The following is a 16,904-nucleotide window of genomic DNA, read 5'->3' on the forward strand; positions in this document are numbered from 1 at the left end:
TGCCGAGATGGCCCGTTTGATCCGGCATCAGCGCGCCGAAATGACGCGTCAAAACATCTCGAAATATTCGCGCTGCTCCCAGTCGGAGACTTCCGCCTGGAAGCGATCGATCTCGGCATTCTTGATATGCGTATAATAGTCAACCATGGTCGCGCCCATCTTCTCGCGGAAGAAAGGATCTTCCTTGAGCGCGAAGGTCGCCTCGCGCAGCGACTTTGGCAACAGATCGGCATTGGTCTCGTAAGGCGTGTCGGCTGATGGCCCCGGATCGAGCTTGCGATCGACGCCGTCGAGACCCGACAGGATCTGCGACGACATATAGAGATAGGGATTGGCGGCGGGTTCGCCGACGCGATTTTCGATACGCGTCGCGGAATCGCCGGCACCGCCGAGGACGCGCAGCATCGCGCCACGATTGTCGCGGCCCCAGATCGCCCGATCCGGCGCCAGCGAATAGGAGCGATAGCGCTTGTAGCCGTTGATGGTCGGTGTCGTGAACACGGTCGCCGCACGCGCATGCGTAAGGAGCCCCGCGAGATAGCCCTGCCCGAACGATGACAGCGGCTGCGTGCCCTCGGTCGGCATGAACGCATTTGCGCCGTTTGCACGCGATACGATCGACTGATGCAAATGCCAGCCAGACGACACGACGTTCGGAATCTTCGGCCGGCACATGAAGGTGGCGTGGTAGCCGTGGCGATGCGCGATCTGTTTCACGGCCGAGCGGAACAGCACCATGCTGTCGGCCGGTGTCAGGCCGACAGTCGGCGCAAAGGTGAATTCGCACTGGCTCGGGCCGTATTCGACTTCGACAGACCGCAGCGGCAGACCGAGCGCAATCACGTCGCGCCGGATGATTTCGAGCACCGGCTCCATCTGGTCGTAGCGCTGCTCGGTGAGATAGTTGTAGCCGTGCGAGAGCAGGCTGACTTCCGGCGGATTGCCGGGCTGGCCGGCATCCTCCGGCTTCATGCGGTTGTTCTCGACATTGAAGATATGAAATTCAACTTCGAGACCGGCGACGAAATCGTAACCACGGCTGCCGAGATCGCCGAGCACCTTCTTGTAGAGATTGCGCGTCGCGAACGGCACCGGGCGGCCATCGGCGAAATGCACGTCGCACAGCACCCAGCCGGTTTCCGGCGCCCATGGCAGGATTCGGAACGTGGTCGGATCCGGGATCATCAACACGTCGGCCGCGCCCTGCATTTCGGGAATCCCGAAGCCGCCACCGGCGGTGAACACCGGAAACACCGTCTTGTGCGACGTGTCCTTGGCGAACATGGTCGTGGTGATCGAGCAGCCGCTTTCAAGACAGCGCAATGCCTCGCTGGCGATCAGCGTCTTGCCGCGCAGGATGCCGTGCTGATCCGGAAACGACAGCCGGATCACTTCGAGCTTATGCTCTTCGACCATGCTGCGCAGCCGGACGGCTGCTTCTTTTTGCTCCGCGGACCACAAACCGTGACGTTCAACGAAACTCAACGCACTCTCCCGCGGCTGTTCTGATCGATCTTCACTCTGCCGCCGGCAGGTGGATGACATTGGACCCCGGCTCGGTCTGATCGGCCGGAGCAGCTGCCATCCATGGCGCACCACGGCGACGGGCGACGTCGACTTCCATCCAATAGGTTTCCCAGCCCTTGGTCGGCCCGATGCCGTCCATGGTGCCCGGGCCCTGAATGCTGCGCGCGGTGTCCGCATCGAGCGACATCATCGGCCTCTGGCCGCCGGCAACTTTCTCGATCTCCGCACGCAGCAGCTTGCGATAGGCGATGATCGCCTTGTCGCTGGAGCCGAGATGCTCGCGGGTACGATCCTGGATCTTGCCCATCGACTCCACCGCCCACTGGTCGTGGACGTTGATGTCGGCGCCCATGCCCGTATAGGTCTCGTGCTTCTGCTCGTGCGGATTGAAGCCGTAGTCGTTGGTCTTGTTCTTGCGCGAGGTGTAGTTCGGCAGCTCGTAAAGTTCGAGCCGCTGGTCGGTCATCTTCTTCTTGTCGACCGGCGTCGTGTAGCTGGTGAAGATCGCATACCAGTAGCAGTTCTCGTCATCGACCGGCACGTGCCACTGGGTGATCGTCATCTCCGTGCTCATGGGGATGACGAAGCCATGCGGGAATAGCTGGTTGGTGACGCGCACATGGGTACGCTCCTCGTCGAGCTCGCGCAGCGCAATCAGGCGCAGGCCGTATTCGGTCGATTCCACATTGATGATCGGGCGATCATATTCGCGCAGGATCTTGGTCATCGGCAGTTCGGTGCCCGCGGAGGCGCCGCGGAACTGCTTGCCATAAGATGCCTTGACGTCCTCGTCCTCGAAGAAGCGGTGCAGGAACGACGCGTGGGCGGGATCGATGCCGACTTCCAGCGCTTGCAGCCAGTTGCATTCGAACAGGCCCTTGAAGGCGAAGGTGTATTGGCCGGGTGCGGCGAAACAGTCGAGCTCGGGGAATGCCGGCGGCTCGCCCTCGCCCAGATAGGCCCAGAGGATGCCGCCCTTCTCGACCACGGGATATGCGCGCTGCTTGATGCCGGCGCAGAGCTTGGAGGTCTTCGGCTCGGCAGGTGTCTCCAGGCACTTGCCCTCGACGTCGAACAGCCAGCCGTGAAACGCGCAGCGCACACCGCCGCCTTCGAGACGGCCGAACGCCAGATCTGCGCCGCGATGCGGGCAGTCGCGATCCAAAAGGCCGTAGCGGCCCTGCTCGTCGCGGAACAGGACAAAATCTTCGCCGAGCAATTTGACCGGACGGATCGGACGATCCCCTTCGAGCTCATCGACCAGCGCCGCCGGCTGCCAGTACTGACGCATCAGCTTGCCCGCGGGCGCCTTGGGCCCGATACGGGTGATCAGGTCGTTCTGCTCTTGGCTCATCATGGCAAAATGTCCTTTATAACTCTGGCGATGCGCCGCTTATCGCTGAAATACAATCTTGCCGCCGACCATCGTCATATCGGCGGTGATGTCCTTGATCTGGTCGTCCGGCACCGTCATGAAGTCGGCGGAGAGCACCACGAGGTCGGCCAGCTTGCCGGCCTCCAGCGTCCCCTTCCGCGTTTCCTCAAACATGTAGCGCGATGCCGCGCTAGTATAGAGGCGAAGCGCCTGTTCGCGCCCGATCGCTTCGGATGCGCCGTAGACCTGGCCGGCCGGGTCCTTCCGCGTCACCATGATATACATCGTGAGGAACGGGTTCAGCGGATTGACCGGGAAATCGGTGCCGGCGCCGAGATTCTCCAGTCCCATTTTCTCGATTAAAGTGCGCGTCGGGACCGCACGATCCGCGGTCGGCCTGCCGAGGAAACGCGCGACCGTCGCCGCCTTGTCCCACATGAAGGCGTTCTGGAAATCGATCCGCGCCCCGACGCGGCGTGCCCGCTCCATCTGTTCGGGGCGGATCAGGCTGGCATGGATCAAAACGAAGCGGCGATCCTTGATCGACTTTTCCTTGTCGGCGGCTTCGAACGCATCCAGCACCTGATCGACGCCGAGGTCGCCAACGACGTGAACGCCGACCCGCCAGCCGCGAAGGTTGGCGATCGATACCAGCTGCTTCAGCCGTTCGGGCGTAACCTGCGCGATTCCATGATAATCGTCATGCGAGTCCGGATAGGCGTCGCGCATCATGGCCGTCTTCAGGGTCATGCCGCCGTCGTAGAAGATCTTGATGCCGCCGAGCTTCAACCAATCGTCGCCGAAACCCGACGTGGCGCCGTTGCCGCTCATGATGGCGTCCCACCCGGCCGAATCTGCGGGCGGCTCCGGTCGAAACATGGTTCCGACCCGCACCGTCGCATCGCCGGCCAGAGCGAGCTTCTGCAGAATCTGCGTGTCGCGCGCGCTTGTCGCCCCCTCGACGACGCTGGTGATACCGAGGCGGTTGAGCGCGGCCTGGGCGAGACGATATTGCCGCAACTCCTCGTCTTCGGTGTAGGGCGGCACGATGTTCTCAACCAGCGGGATCGCCGTCTCGACGAGCACGCCATTGATGTCGCCGCTCGCGTCCCGCTCGAACGCGCCGCCGGCTGGATCCGGCGTGCTCTTGCTGATGCCCGCCTTCTGCAACGCCAGCGAATTGGCCATCGAAAAATGACCGACGGTCCGCAGATAGACCGGATTGTTGGGGGACACGCTGTCGAGTTCCTGGCGGGTCAGGTAGCGCTTTTCCGCCAACTGCGACGGCGGATGCCAGCCGCCGGTCGTGATCCACGCGCCGGGCTGCTTCTTCGCAACGAACGCCCGAATGAGATCGAGCGCGCCGGCCACGTCCTTGGCGCCGCCGAGATTGACCACATAGTCGCCGAGCCCGGCCGCCTTGAAATGCGCGTGGGTGTCGATCAGGCCGGGGACAACCGACTTGCCGGCGAGATCGATGACCCGGGTCTGCGGACCGGCCAGCGGCTTGATCGCGACCTCACTGCCGACCGCGAGGATCTTGCCGTCGCGGATGGCCAGCGCTTGCGCGATCGTCGATTGGCCGTCGAGGGTGAGGATCTTGCCGCCCGTCAGGACGACCTGGGGCGCGTTCGGGTCAGATTGCTGCGCCACCGCCGGCAAGACGGAGGCGCCAATTGCAATGGCTCCTGCAATCAGACATTTCGCACCCAGATGCATCTCGCCGCTCCATCAACAATGTTCAATAGACGAACGAATGTGCGAATATTATCGTTAGACTAATTCCAGGCAAGCAGAATTTTGCAGCATGATTTGACGCCTTAGTGAGCAAACGCAGCAATTCACGCCTAAAGCATCACCTTGCGCAGAACGAACACTTGTTCAATATACGGACGCAATTCGGGAGTTGATGATGTCGAAGACTTTGAATTCGCGTGTGGATCGGACCCAGGGAGTGCGCTCGTGAGCGGCCTCGTGATCATCGGCGCCTCTTATGCGGGCGTCCAGGCCGGCATCAGCGCGCGCGAGAAGGGCTATCAGGCGCCGATCCGCATCGTCGCCGATGAAATCCATCTGCCCTATCAGCGACCGCCGCTGTCCAAGGCATTTCTGTCCGGCGACGTCGCGCACAACAGTCTTTTCCTCCGCGGCGAGGACTATTTCAAGACCCAGGGCATCGAACTGGTGCTCGGCCATCGCGCCATCGGGCTCGATCGTGCAGCCGGCCGGATCGCACTGGACGGCGGCGACAGCCTGCCCTTCGATCAACTCGTCATCGCCACCGGCTCACGGGCGCGACGGCTCAGCGTGCCCGGCCATGAGCGCGACGGCATCGTCTATCTGCGCACACTCGATGACGCGCTGCATCTCAAGCCCCGGCTCGAAGCAGCCAACGATGTCGTCATCGTCGGCGGCGGCTTCATCGGCCTCGAAGTGGCGTCGACTGCTGCCAAGGCCGGCAAGAAGGTGACGCTGATCGAGGCGCAGTCGCGCCTGTTGGAGCGCGCAGTATCGCCGCTGATCTCGCAATTCCTTCTGGATAGCCATCGTTCCCATGGCCTCGACATCCGCTTCAACGAATCTGTCGTTGCCATCGAAGGCAACAGCGCCGCGCATGAGGTCGTCTGCTCCAGCGGCCTGCGGGTGCGCGCCGACCTGATCGTCGCGGGCATTGGCGGCATCGCCAATGACGAGTTGGCCGCGCAGGCCGATATCACCTGCACCAATGGCATCGATGTCGATGAACATGGCCTGACCAGCGCGCCGAACATCTATGCGGCCGGCGACGTCAGCAATCACCACAACGGCTTCGCCGGCCGCCGCGTGCGGCTGGAAGCCGTGCAGAACGCCACCGATCAGGGCAAGGCTGTGGGTGCGATGATCGCCGGCAAGCCGGAAGCCTATGACGCGGTGCCGCGTTTCTGGTCGGATCAATATGACGCCAAGCTGCAGATCGTCGGCCTCTCCGCGCCGACCGACAGCGCGGTGATCCGCGGGTCGATGGATGATGGCAAGTTCTCGGTGTTTTATTATCGCGACGGCAAGCTCACCGCCGTCGACAGTATCAACCGGCCGGGCGACCAGATGATCGCGCGTCGCCTGATCACCGCGGCACTGTCGCCGACACCAGAACAGGCCGCCGACCTGTCATTCGATCTGAAAAAATTCGAAGCAGGCAAATAGGGCGGACCCACGGCTTATGCCCAAGATCAAGCGCCCCGACGACGAACGCGGCAATACCGACTTCATCGAGAGCCTCGATCGGGGGTTGCGGGTGTTCGAACTGTTCGGCACGCAATCGCGCCCGATGACGCTGAGCGACGTCGCCAAGGCCGCCGATCTGCCGCGTGCCACTGCGCGCCGCATCCTGTTTACCTTGGAACGCAAAGGCTATGTGACCAGCGACGGCAAGCTATTCGCGCTATCGCCGCGCGTCCTGGCGCTGGCTGGTTCTTACATGACGTCCAATCAGGTCGTCACCATCCTGCAGCCGGTGCTCGACAGCATCTCCAGCGACGCGCAGGAGATTTCGTCGCTCGCGGTGCTTGAGGGCCACGAGGTGATCTTCGTCGCCCGCGCCAGCCCCGCGCGCGTGTTCTCCGCCGGCATCGATCTTGGCTACCGGCTGCCCGCCTTCTGTTCATCGGTGGGCCGCGCCATGCTCGGCAAGTATTCCAACGACGACCTCACCGCGACGCTGGATGCCATGGACCTCGTGGCAATGACGCCGTTCACGGTCATCGACAAGGAACTGCTGAAGGCCACCATCATCACCGACCGCGAGAAAGGCTATTCGCTGGTCGACCGCGAGGCCGAACCGGGCTTCCGCTCGATCTCGGTGCCGGTGCGGCGCTACGATGGCGCCATCGTCGCCGCCATCAATATGGGCGCCCATGTCGACCGCATCTCCACCGGCGAAATGATCGACCGCTTCCTGCCGCTGCTGCGCGATGCCGCCGACTCGGTAAAGCCGCTGCTTCTTTGATCCAACTGGAAATGCCTCCATGCCCCATATCGTCATCGAACATTCCACCGACGGCCATGGCGACGCGCTCGACGTCGCCAGCCTGATGCAGGCGTTGCACAATGCCGGCGCCGCCACCGGGGTAATGAAGGCCGCCGACATCAAGGTGCGCGCGATCCCGTATGCGCATCACCTGATGGCCGGCCGGGCCGAAGGCTTCTGCCACCTGTCGGTCTCCATGCTCGAGGGCCGCACACCCGAGCAGAAAGTCGCCGTGAGCGAGGCGTTGCGCGCGGCAATGGTTTTGCTGCTGCCGCATACCAAAAGCCTCAGCGTCGATATCAGGGATATGGACGCGGTCGCCTACAAGAAGCGCGTGAACGATTAGAGCCGCGCTGACTGCCTTCTCCCCGCAGGCGGGGAGAGATCAGGCACTCCCCCAAACGAAAACAGCGCGGCATCCCCTGGGGAATGCCGCGCCGTCCTCAATTCACGTCGGCTGCGGTCACCTCATAGGCGACCGCGCCGGAGGTCCGCTTAGACCGCGTCCTTCGCAGCCTTGACCGGGCGGGCGCGCACGATCTTGCGGGCCGGCTTGGCCTTGAAGGTCATTGCTTCGCCGGTGAAGGGGTTGGTGCCCTTGCGTGCCTTGGTGGCGGGCTTCTTGATGACGACGAACTTGGCGAAGCCGGGAACGAGGAACACGCCGCTCTTCTTCAGCTCTTTATAGCCGAGGGTCGCCATGGTCTCGATAACGCCCTTGACGTCCTTCTTCGAGAGCTCAGTGGTCTCAGCGATTTTCTCGATGAGCTGCGACTTCGTCATTTGGTCTGCCATTTTGCACCTTTTGGTTTGCCGTGATTCGGTGAGACAGACACTATGAGGAATTACGGGAAAAAACCCGTGCTCAATGAAATTTTCACAGATTTTGCCGGGAAAAATGATGTTTTTTGACCATCAAACCCCGATTCGACTTGTACGGCAGGGTTTCAGGACCCTCGCAAGCGCAAAATACTTAGATTAAGGGGCCTACGGAGTCGCGGCAGGCGACAGAAGCGCACTGCAAAAATCACCCCCAGATTCGCCCCCTCACCACATGGTCTGGCGCGCCCTTTCCGGCCATTGCCGATCGTATTCCGGACCGCCGACCCGGCGCTCGCTCATCTCCGCCAGGATCTCGCCGGGCGTCGGCAGGGTCTTCGGATCGACGCGTTTATCAGGGTTCCAGAGATCGGACCGCACGATGGCGCGGGCGCATTGGAAATAGATCTCCCCGACCGTCATCACGATCACCGTGCGGGGAGCCTTCTCTGTCACCGCAAAGGATTCAAGCAATGCGGGATCCGCCGACAGATATGCCTCTCCGTTGATGCGCAGCGTCGTGCCCGAGCCCGGAATCAGGAACATCAGCGCGATCCGCGGATCACGCACGATGTTGCGCAGGCTGTCGACGCGGTTGTTGCCGCGGCGGTCGGGCATCATCAGGGTCTTCTCATCATGGATGCGGACGAAGCCCGGCAGGTCGCCGCGCGGTGAGCAATCCAGCCCCTCCGGGCCGGTGGTCGCCAGAGCGGCGAAGGGCGAGACCTCGATCAGCCGGCGATATTGCGCCGTTACACAGTCCGCGACCTTGGCGGTGGATGCTTCGCCGATGTCATCGAGACGGCCGTAGATCTCCTCGAGCTGCTCGATGGTTTCGATCACCGACATGGCCGCACTCCCCTCTGCCGTATCTATTGACCCCTGATGACCCGTATCAGGTCATCCGCATGATCTTCCGCGACACCGATATTGTTGATCGTGACGTCGGCACCTGATGTCTCGACGCTGCGCTTGAGCCGATCGCCGATCGGGCCATCGGTTGAGCGTCCCCGCGCCGCAAGTCGCGCCGCAAGCACGTCCGGCGGCGCCGTGATCGACACTACGACGACATCTTCATAAGCGGCACGTAGCGCCGGGATAACCGTTCGTGAGATATTGGCAACGACATTGCGGCCGGCGCGAAGCGCATCATCGATCGAGCGCGGAAGTGCATAAGAAAGACCATGCGCTTCCCAGTGGACGGCGAAAGCGCCGCTGGCCTGTGCCTGACGGAACGCCTCCGGCGTGACCTGCGCATTATTCTCGAATTCCGACGCCTCGCGCGTCACCACGCGGCGCGTGAACACCACATTGTCGTCATCCGCGCAGGCTGCCTGCGCCAGACCGATCAGCGTATCCTTGCCGGCACCCGACGGGCCGACCACCAGCACCAACCGGCCGGGGCCGATCCGACCTGCCTGCGCTTCGGATATCGCCGCAGTGTCGGTCATGCCACGCGATGTCCTTCGCGCCAGACATTGCGCACCACCGGCACTTCATGCGCCACATGGACGCGGATCACGTCGGCGCGCTTGCCGACCGCGATCTCACCGCGGTCCATGAGCCCGACTGCTTCTGCGGGCCGCTTGGTCACGGTGCGGATCGCGCTCGCGAGATCGATGGATGGCACCTTGCTCGAGAGCTGCAGGGCTCCCATCAGAAGGCTCGACGGCACATAGTCCGACGACAGAATATCCAGCATGCCTTCGCGGGCGAGATCGATCGCCGCGATATTGCCGGAATGCGAACCGTTGCGGACGACATTCGGCGCCCCCATCAGGATGCCGATGCCAGCCTTGTGCAGTCCTTGGGCCGCTTCCAGCGTCGTCGGGAATTCGGCCACCGAGACCTTGTCTCCAACGGCTTCGGTCACGTTGTCTTCCGTAGTGTCGTCATGGCTCGCCAGCGGAATATTGCGCCCGTGAGCCAGCGCCACGATCGCCCGCATATTGCCTGCCGCATATTGCTGCTGGCAAGCCAGGCGTTGCGCGAACATCACATCGAGCTCGGCATCGGACTTGCCGCCCTTGCCGCGATAATAGGTACGCAGCTTCTCCTCGTCGCGGAACTGGCGCTGGCCGGGCGTGTGGTCCATCAGCGACATCAGCCGAACGTTCGGCTTCGCCAATAGCGCCTTCGCTTCCTCGACCACGGTTGGCATCGGAATCTCACAGCGCAGGTGCAGGAAGTGATCGACCCGCAGGAGCCTGGCTTCGCCGGCAGAAGCAATGGAATCCACCAGCACGCCGGCATAGCTGTCGATGCCCTGGCTTGAGTCCTCACACCCGACCCGCACCGAGTCGAGCACCGTGGTGATGCCCGACGTAGCAAGCTGGCCGTCGTAGGAAACGACGGCAGCGATGGGATCCCAGAACACCTTCGGCCGCGGCATGAAATGGGCTTCGAGATGATCGGTGTGCAATTCGATCAGGCCGGGCATAATCAGATCGCCGCGCGCATCGTCGCTACCACGTGGCGCATCACCCTCGCCGAATTCGGCGATGCGTCCACCAGCGAAGGCAATCCAGCCCTTGTCGATGACGCGGTCGGCGAGAACGATCCGGGCGTTGCCGATGACGGTTTCGGTCGATGATGCGGTCATGGTTCTCTTTCTCAGGCAGCAGCAGCGGCGAAGGATGCGACGTCCACCAGCCGGTCGGCGATCAAGTGCCGTACTTCGTCGTCATGCACAATGGCAACCATGGCGACGCCGGCACGTTTTTTCTCGGCGACCAGTTCAACGACCACGGCTCGGTTGGCGGCATCGAGCGACGCAGTCGGTTCGTCCAGCAACAGGATCGGCAGATCGGAGATAAAGCCGCGCGCGATATTGACGCGCTGCTGCTCACCGCCGGAGAAGGTCGAGGGCGGCAGCTTCCACAGCCGCTCGGGAATGTTGAGACGTTTAAGTAACGCCCCCGCACGCGCACGCGCCTCCTCGCGCGTTACGCCGGCAGCGAGCAGCGGCTCGGCCACGACATCGATGGCGGCGACACGCGGCACCGCGCGCAGGAACTGGCTGACATACCCGATGGTGTCGCGGCGCACACCCAGGATCTCGCGCGGCTCGGCGGTGGCGATATCGATGACGTCACCGTTGTGGCGCACGCCGATGGTGCCGCCGTCGCAACGATAATTGCCGAAGATCATCTTCAGAATCGACGACTTGCCCGCCCCCGAGGGACCGGACAGCACCACGCATTCGCCGGGCGCGACATGGAACGAGACGTTGCGTACCACAGGCAGGCGGATGCCGTCCTGCAGATGCATCACGAAGGTCTTTTCGGCGTTGCGGATATCGATCATCGGAATCATGTTGACCTCACGCCGGCAGGATCGAGGAAACGAGCAGTTGCGTATAGGGCTCGCGGGGATCGTCGAGCACCTGATCGGTGAGCCCCGTCTCGATTACGCGTCCACCCTGCATCACCATCACGCGATGCGACAGCAACCGCGCCACTGCGAGATCATGCGTCACAACGATCGCGCTAAGGCCAAGCTCGCTGACCAGCGTACGCATCATGTCCAGCAAACGCGCTTGCACCGACACGTCGAGACCGCCGGTCGGTTCGTCCATGAAGACGAGACGCGGTTCGGTGACGAGGTTGCGCGCGATCTGCAGCCGCTGCCGCATGCCGCCGGAATAGGTCCGCGGCGCATCGTCGATTCGCTCGGGCGAAATTTCCACCCGTTCGAGCCACGAGGTCGCCGTGTCACGAATCTTGCCGTAGTGGTTCTGGCCCACAGCCATCAACCGCTCGCCGACATTGGCGCCGGCCGAGACCGCCATGCGCAGCCCCATCGCCGGGTCCTGATGCACAAAGCCCCAGTCGGTGCGAAACAGGAACCGGCGCTCGGCTTCGCCCATCGCCGCGAGATCGCGGGTCACGCCGTCGCGCATCCGGTAGGAGACGCTGCCGGTGGTCGGCGCTAACTGGGCGGAGAGAATCTGCAGCAGTGTCGATTTGCCGGACCCGGACTCGCCGACGATGGCCAGCACTTCGCCGGAATAGAGTTCGAACGTCACGTCGCGACATGCCGCAAGACGGCCATAAGATTTTCCCAGGTTTGCCGCAACTAGCAATGGCTCGTCGCTGGCCGGCACCGGCGCAGCGTGTTGAGTTGAATTCGCTGTCACATCAAGCATTTGCGCTCTCCGCATAGGGCGCAGCATTCTCGCTGCCGCGATGCCCCTGTGATTGCCGCGTTTCGCAATAATCGGTGTCAGAGCAGACGAACATCCGGCTGCCCTTGTTGTCGATGACGATCTCGTCGAGATAGCTATCCTCGGCGTTGCACAGTGCACAACAGGCCTTGTGCTTGTAGGGCTCGAATGGATGATCCTCGAAATCCAGCGACACCACCGATGTGTAAGGCGGGATCGCATAGATTCGCTTCTCGCGGCCGGCGCCGAACAGCTGCAGGGCTGCGCAGTTGTCCATCTTCGGATTGTCGAATTTCGGCGTCGGCGACGGGTCCATCACATAACGCGCATTAACCTTCACCGGATAGGCATAGGACGTGGCGATATGGCCGAAGCGCGCGATGTCTTCATACAGCTTTACATGCATCAAGCCGTATTCGGCGAGTGCATGCATACGCCGCGTCTCTGTCTCGCGTGGCTCGAGGAAGCGCAGCGGCTCGGGGATCGGCACCTGATAGACCAGCACCTGATGCGCCTGTAGCGTCGCTTCGGGAATGCGATGCCGTGTCTGGATCACCGTCGCATCGCCTGTGCTCGTGGTCACCGCGACGCCGGCAGTTTTCTCGAAGAACTTGCGGATCGAGATCGCGTTGGTGGTGTCGTCGGAGCCCTGGTCGATCACCTTGAGCTTGTCGACGGGGCCGAGAATCGCCGCCGTGACCTGCACGCCGCCGGTGCCCCAGCCATAGGGCATCGGCATTTCCCTGCTGGCGAACGGCACCTGATAGCCGGGGATCGCGATCGCCTTGAGAATGGCGCGGCGGATCATCCGCTTGGTCTGCTCGTCCAGATAGGCGAAGTTATATGTCGGCGCGTTCATTCCGCGGCCTCCTGAAGAGCAACGGGCGTCTCGTTGGCATCGGCGAATTCCTTGCGCAGCTTGCGGAGCAAGCCGAGCTCGGACTGGAAGTCGACATAATGCGGCAGCTTCAGATGCTCGACGAAGCCGGTCGCCTGCACATTGTCGGAATGCGACATGACGAATTCCTCGTCCTGTGCCGGCGCCTTGATGTCCTCGCCGAGTTCGCGTGCACGTAGCGTGCGATCGACCAGCGCCATCGACATCACCTTGCGCTCAGACTGGCCGAAGGCGAGACCGTAACCGCGGGTAAAGCAAGGCGCCTCGGTATCCGAGCCCTTGAACTGATTGACCATCTGACACTCGGTCAGCGTGATCGACCCCAGCGGCACCGCGAAGCCAACATCCTCGGCCATGAATTCAACCTCGACCTCGCCGAGGCGGATTTCACCGGCGAAAGGATGGTTGCGGCCATAGCCGCGCTGCGACGAGTAACCAAGCGACAGAAGAAACCCTTCATCGGCCCGCGCCAGATTCTGCAGCCGCAGATCGCGATCTGCCGGGAAGCTCAGCGCATCGCGAGTGAGATCGCCGACCGGCTTCTCGGGATCTTCCGCAGGCGACGTTTCGATCAGGCCATCGCGGCCGAGAATGTCCGTTACGCGCGGCATCACGCCCGGCTCTGCATCGGTCATGACGGGCTGATCGGGCGAGGACTCGCCGGTCAATACCGGATCGAGCAGACGATGCGTATAGTCGAAGGTCGGGCCAAGCACCTGGCCGCCCGGCATGTCCTTGAAGGTCGAGGACACGCGGCGACGCACCTGCATCTGCGACGTATCGACGGGCTCACTCGAGCCGAACCGCGGCAGCGTCGCGCGGAAGGCGCGCAGCAGGAAGATCGCCTCGATCATGTCGCCGCGTGCCTGCTTGATGGCCAGCGCCGCGAGCTCGCGGTCATAGAGCGAGCCTTCGGTCATCACGCGATCGACGGCGAGACCGAGCTGATTGGAGATCTGTGCCAGCGATACTTCCGGCACGTCGCGATCGCCGCGGCGTTCATGAGCCAGCAGACGATGCGCATTCTCGATGGCGCGTTCGCCACCCTTGACGGCGACATACATGCTCAGCCCTCCTTCGCGACAAGGCGCGTGGTGCGCGGCAGCGCGACGATGGATTCGCCGGAGACCAGCACGAGATCGATGCCGCGGGGAAACAGCGAGGCATTCAGCGCAAGACGATCCAGCAGATCCGGCACGCCGATCGCGGCGCGCAGGATGGTGGCGCCGTCGATACCGGGACCCCGCAGTTCATAGGCCGGACCTTCGGTCAGGCTCGCCACCTGCAGGACAATGGTGGTGGAGCGATCCGGATATTCGGCAGAGCCGAAAGCAAAGCTGCCGAACGCCGGCAGCGCGGCAGTATCAGCCACCACGGCAAAGGCACATATCGCAGGATCGGCAATCACGGGCGCACTCGTATGAAACTTGATCCACCTGGCGACATCCATGGTCGCCGCCAGCTTGGCATCGAGCCACACCGGCGTGTCCTGATCGAACAGCGTCAGCGCGATGGCGGCCGCGCCGCGCATCATCGGCGCGGGCACGCCCGAAACAGCCTGAATGCGCTGCACGGTACCCGGACGCGCCATCGCATCCATCACCGAACGAAAGGTCGATTGCGCTGCGAGGACCTTATCCGCGAAACCGGCCGGCATTTCCGCAACTGTCGTCATGATCAGCCCTCCCCGCGCACGAGTGTGTAGAAATCGACTTTGGTCGCTGCGGTCTCCGCAGCCTTGCGCTTGCTATCGGCGACGACGCGCGCACGCAGCGGCGTAAGCACCTTGGTTTCGAGAGCATCTGAAAATTCACTGGTTTGGATGAGTGCGTCGCAGAGTGCGATCAGGTGCGCCTTCGTGCCGTCACGGCCCAGCGTGTAGCCGAAGCCGATCTCACCGCTAGCCAGCCGTACAGCGGCACGCGACACGGTTGCCTCGCCGAGATTGAACGGCGCGCCATCTCCGCCGATCCGGCCGCGCAACATCACCAGCCCGTTTTCCGGCTGACGCAGATGTTCATGGGCGGGAACGGCCACCGCATCGAGATATCCAGCGATATCCGCCGTGGCGGAGTGTCCAAGCACCCCCATCGCCTCACGGCGCCGGGCCTGCTGGTGGTTCAGGGAGGATGAAGTCATGTCGCCGTCGCTCAACAAGTTGTATGATTTACTAGACAACTTTATAGGCGGGGGCAATGACCGTTTCGTGACAGCGGCACGATTTTTCGCTAATGCGTGGTCGACATCATTCCGGGACCGATTTTGTGACCATTCAGGACAAGCCAACAGGCGTTGCATTGTGGCGACATGTCGCCGACGGCATCGAACGCGGCATTGCCGATGGCCGCTATGACGCTGGCGAAAAGCTGCCCGGCGAGACCGAACTGGCTGACATCTACCGCGTCAACCGCCACACCGTACGCCGCGCCCTCGCAACTCTGGCCGAACGTGGCCTGGTGCGCGCCGAGCGTGGCAGCGGCACCTATGTGGAATCGCCAAAGCTTGCATATCCCCTGCGGTCACGCACGCGCTTCTCGGAAATTGCCGGTGCCGGCGGACGCGAGCCGCAAGCGCAATTGATCGGAGCCTGGGATGATGTGGCAACACGTGATCTCGCCAAGCAGCTTGGCCTCAAAGCCGGCGCTCCGCTGATCCGCATCGAGGCGCTGCGCCTCGCTGACAAGACGCCGATCTGCGTCGGCACCAACTGGCTGTCGGCCGAACGCTTTCCCGATTTCGGCAAGGTCTATGAGCGCGTGCGCTCGATGACAAAGGCACTGGCGCATTACGGCATCAAGGACTATCGCCGCGCCTCGACGAGGGTCACCGCGGGGATCATCGACGCCACCGATGCGACACGGCTTGGTGTCGCACTCGGGCGTCCGATTTTGATTGTCGATTCCATCGATGTGGATGCCGACGGCACGCCGCTGAGCGCCACGCATTCACGTTTCGTCGCGGAGCGCGTCGAATTCGTGGTCGATAGCGGCTCGCTCTGATCCGTATGGATGAGGTCCTGCTGGACCTAATCAGAACGGATCAGTGCCGAGACCCGGCACATCGGCCGGACGCGGCCCTGGTGCTGGCCACAGAAAACGGCGATCCTTCTCTGCAATGGCAACATCGTTGATACTTGCCTCGCGGCGGCGCATCAGGCCGGCCTCGTCAAATTCCCATTGCTCGTTGCCGTAGGAACGATGCCAGTTGCCGGCGTCATCGTGCCACTCATATTGAAAGCGCACGGCAATGTGATTGCCGTCGAACGCCCACAGATCCTTGATCAACCGATATTCATGCTCCTTGGCCCACTTGCGGGTGAGGAATTCGACGATCGCCGGGCGCCCCTGAAAGAACTCGCCGCGGTTGCGCCAGGTCGAGTCCTCGGTATAGGCGAGCGACACTTTCACCGGATCGCGTGAATTCCAGGCGTCCTCGGCCATGCGGGCCTTCTGGGCGGCGGTCTCTCGGGTGAAGGGCGGGAACGGTGGACGCGACATGGGACCCTCGGCTTTGCGATATGCCAGGATTGTAGCCTTGCCGCATGCGGAGTCGATGCCGTTTCACCTATGGGGCGATTGCTAAATCTGATCGGCCTTCATGGCGATCCGCAGCGCCTTCGGAATCGGCTTGGCGCGGCCGCCGGAGACAAAGGCCACCTTGACCTTGGCCTCAAGCAGCAACTCATCGCCGCGGCGCACTTCCTGACCCAGCATGATCGAGGCGCCCCTCACCTCTTGTGGAACCGTGACGACGTCAAGCAGATCGTCCAGGACTGCCGGTTTTAGAAAATCAATTTTCATCGAACGAACAACGAAGGCAAAGCCGGGCGCATCCTCTCGCGCTTCTTTCAGCAGCTCTTGTTGACTGGTTCCGAGCAAACGCAAGTAATTCGTTCTGCCGCGTTCCATGAAACGCAGAAAGTTTGCGTGATAAACAATCTGGCCGGCGTCAGTATCTTCGAAATAAACGCGGACCCGCATATGATGACGACCGTCGCGAATTTCGCCATCAAGAGAGGCTGTCACGGGGAGATTCCTCTTATCACACTTCGGAGAGTAACCGTCTTGCACAGAGGCACCTTCCCCAGCAAGTGCCAATCGCTTTGGGCTTGAAC

General features: G+C 62.4%; 19 protein-coding genes. 4 read left to right on the forward strand and 15 right to left on the reverse strand.

What is annotated here, in order from left to right; all coding sequences use genetic code 11:
- Positions 1-48: 48 nt before the first annotated feature.
- Genes SFY93_RS26170 through SFY93_RS26180 form a run of 3 tightly spaced genes read right to left on the reverse strand, consistent with a single transcriptional unit; the run spans position 49 to position 4,621 of the window.
- Entirely contained in the window at positions 49-1,485 is a 1,437-nt protein-coding gene (locus SFY93_RS26170; RefSeq protein ID WP_320445159.1) for a glutamine synthetase family protein, read from the reverse strand.
- A gap of 31 nt (positions 1,486-1,516) precedes the next feature.
- A complete protein-coding gene (locus tag SFY93_RS26175; protein WP_120291654.1) occupies positions 1,517-2,884 on the reverse strand; it encodes an aromatic ring-hydroxylating dioxygenase subunit alpha in 1,368 nt (455 codons plus the stop codon).
- A gap of 36 nt (positions 2,885-2,920) precedes the next feature.
- Positions 2,921-4,621, reverse strand: a complete 1,701-nt coding sequence (locus tag SFY93_RS26180; RefSeq protein WP_320445160.1) for an amidohydrolase — start codon at positions 4,619-4,621, stop codon at positions 2,921-2,923.
- Between the two features lie 243 nt (positions 4,622-4,864).
- Between SFY93_RS26180 and SFY93_RS26185 the strand changes: the two genes are divergently transcribed.
- Genes SFY93_RS26185 through SFY93_RS26195 form a run of 3 tightly spaced genes read left to right on the forward strand, consistent with a single transcriptional unit; the run spans position 4,865 to position 7,254 of the window.
- A complete protein-coding gene (locus tag SFY93_RS26185; protein WP_320445161.1) occupies positions 4,865-6,085 on the forward strand; it encodes an NAD(P)/FAD-dependent oxidoreductase in 1,221 nt (406 codons plus the stop codon).
- A 16-nt stretch (positions 6,086-6,101) separates the two neighbouring features.
- Positions 6,102-6,887, forward strand: a complete 786-nt coding sequence (locus SFY93_RS26190) for an IclR family transcriptional regulator domain-containing protein (RefSeq protein ID WP_320445162.1) — start codon at positions 6,102-6,104, stop codon at positions 6,885-6,887.
- 19 nt (positions 6,888-6,906) lie between these two features.
- Positions 6,907-7,254, forward strand: coding sequence for a 5-carboxymethyl-2-hydroxymuconate Delta-isomerase (locus SFY93_RS26195; protein WP_175368344.1), 348 nt, complete (start codon positions 6,907-6,909; stop codon positions 7,252-7,254).
- Positions 7,255-7,403: 149 nt separating this feature from the next.
- On the opposite strand, the gene SFY93_RS26200 is transcribed toward SFY93_RS26195, so the two are convergent.
- The 10 genes from SFY93_RS26200 to phnG form a co-directional block, all read right to left on the reverse strand.
- Complete coding sequence (locus SFY93_RS26200; protein WP_068735221.1) at positions 7,404-7,703, reverse strand: HU family DNA-binding protein; 300 nt, start codon at positions 7,701-7,703, stop codon at positions 7,404-7,406.
- Between the two features lie 252 nt (positions 7,704-7,955).
- A complete protein-coding gene (locus SFY93_RS26205; RefSeq protein WP_320445163.1) occupies positions 7,956-8,576 on the reverse strand; it encodes a pyridoxamine 5'-phosphate oxidase family protein in 621 nt (206 codons plus the stop codon).
- A gap of 23 nt (positions 8,577-8,599) precedes the next feature.
- Positions 8,600-9,178: a phosphonate metabolism protein/1,5-bisphosphokinase (PRPP-forming) PhnN gene (gene phnN, locus SFY93_RS26210; protein ID WP_184519150.1), complete on the reverse strand. Its 579-nt coding sequence runs from the start codon at positions 9,176-9,178 to the stop codon at positions 8,600-8,602.
- Positions 9,175-10,329: an alpha-D-ribose 1-methylphosphonate 5-triphosphate diphosphatase gene (locus tag SFY93_RS26215; protein ID WP_320445164.1), complete on the reverse strand. Its 1,155-nt coding sequence runs from the start codon at positions 10,327-10,329 to the stop codon at positions 9,175-9,177. Before SFY93_RS26215 ends, phnN begins: the two co-directional genes overlap by 4 nt.
- Before the next feature lie 11 nt (positions 10,330-10,340).
- The gene (phnL, locus tag SFY93_RS26220; RefSeq protein ID WP_320445165.1) at positions 10,341-11,042 is read right to left on the reverse strand and encodes a phosphonate C-P lyase system protein PhnL; all 702 of its coding nucleotides are present in this window, start codon (positions 11,040-11,042) and stop codon (positions 10,341-10,343) included.
- Between the two features lie 7 nt (positions 11,043-11,049).
- Positions 11,050-11,874: a phosphonate C-P lyase system protein PhnK gene (phnK, locus tag SFY93_RS26225; protein WP_320445166.1), complete on the reverse strand. Its 825-nt coding sequence runs from the start codon at positions 11,872-11,874 to the stop codon at positions 11,050-11,052.
- On the reverse strand, positions 11,867-12,751 hold the full coding sequence (locus SFY93_RS26230; protein WP_320445167.1) for an alpha-D-ribose 1-methylphosphonate 5-phosphate C-P-lyase PhnJ: 885 nt from the start codon (positions 12,749-12,751) through the stop codon (positions 11,867-11,869). The genes phnK and SFY93_RS26230 overlap by 8 nt, the downstream gene beginning before the upstream one ends.
- Positions 12,748-13,854 carry a carbon-phosphorus lyase complex subunit gene (locus SFY93_RS26235; protein ID WP_184519162.1) on the reverse strand — a complete coding sequence of 369 codons (1,107 nt, stop codon included), beginning with the start codon at positions 13,852-13,854 and terminating at the stop codon, positions 12,748-12,750. The genes SFY93_RS26230 and SFY93_RS26235 overlap by 4 nt, the downstream gene beginning before the upstream one ends.
- 2 nt (positions 13,855-13,856) lie before the next feature.
- Positions 13,857-14,465, reverse strand: a complete 609-nt coding sequence (gene phnH / locus SFY93_RS26240; RefSeq protein ID WP_320445168.1) for a phosphonate C-P lyase system protein PhnH — start codon at positions 14,463-14,465, stop codon at positions 13,857-13,859.
- 2 nt (positions 14,466-14,467) lie between these two features.
- Positions 14,468-14,929 carry a phosphonate C-P lyase system protein PhnG gene (gene phnG, locus SFY93_RS26245; protein ID WP_320445169.1) on the reverse strand — a complete coding sequence of 154 codons (462 nt, stop codon included), beginning with the start codon at positions 14,927-14,929 and terminating at the stop codon, positions 14,468-14,470.
- Between the two features lie 125 nt (positions 14,930-15,054).
- Here phnG and phnF point away from each other — a divergent pair, with 125 nt between their 5' ends.
- The gene (phnF, locus tag SFY93_RS26250) at positions 15,055-15,789 is read left to right on the forward strand and encodes a phosphonate metabolism transcriptional regulator PhnF (RefSeq protein ID WP_320445170.1); all 735 of its coding nucleotides are present in this window, start codon (positions 15,055-15,057) and stop codon (positions 15,787-15,789) included.
- 30 nt (positions 15,790-15,819) lie between these two features.
- Here the strand turns inward: phnF and SFY93_RS26255 are convergent, their stop codons facing one another.
- Together SFY93_RS26255 and ybgC are read right to left on the reverse strand one after the other, a co-directional pair.
- On the reverse strand, positions 15,820-16,287 hold the full coding sequence (locus SFY93_RS26255) for a nuclear transport factor 2 family protein (protein ID WP_315843247.1): 468 nt from the start codon (positions 16,285-16,287) through the stop codon (positions 15,820-15,822).
- 81 nt (positions 16,288-16,368) lie between these two features.
- A complete protein-coding gene (ybgC, locus tag SFY93_RS26260) occupies positions 16,369-16,815 on the reverse strand; it encodes a tol-pal system-associated acyl-CoA thioesterase (protein ID WP_175368336.1) in 447 nt (148 codons plus the stop codon).
- Positions 16,816-16,904: the final 89 nt, after the last annotated feature.

The sequence above is a fragment of the Tardiphaga sp. 42S5 genome, assembly GCF_034044155.1.
GTDB classification, from domain to species: domain Bacteria; phylum Pseudomonadota; class Alphaproteobacteria; order Rhizobiales; family Xanthobacteraceae; genus Tardiphaga; species Tardiphaga robiniae.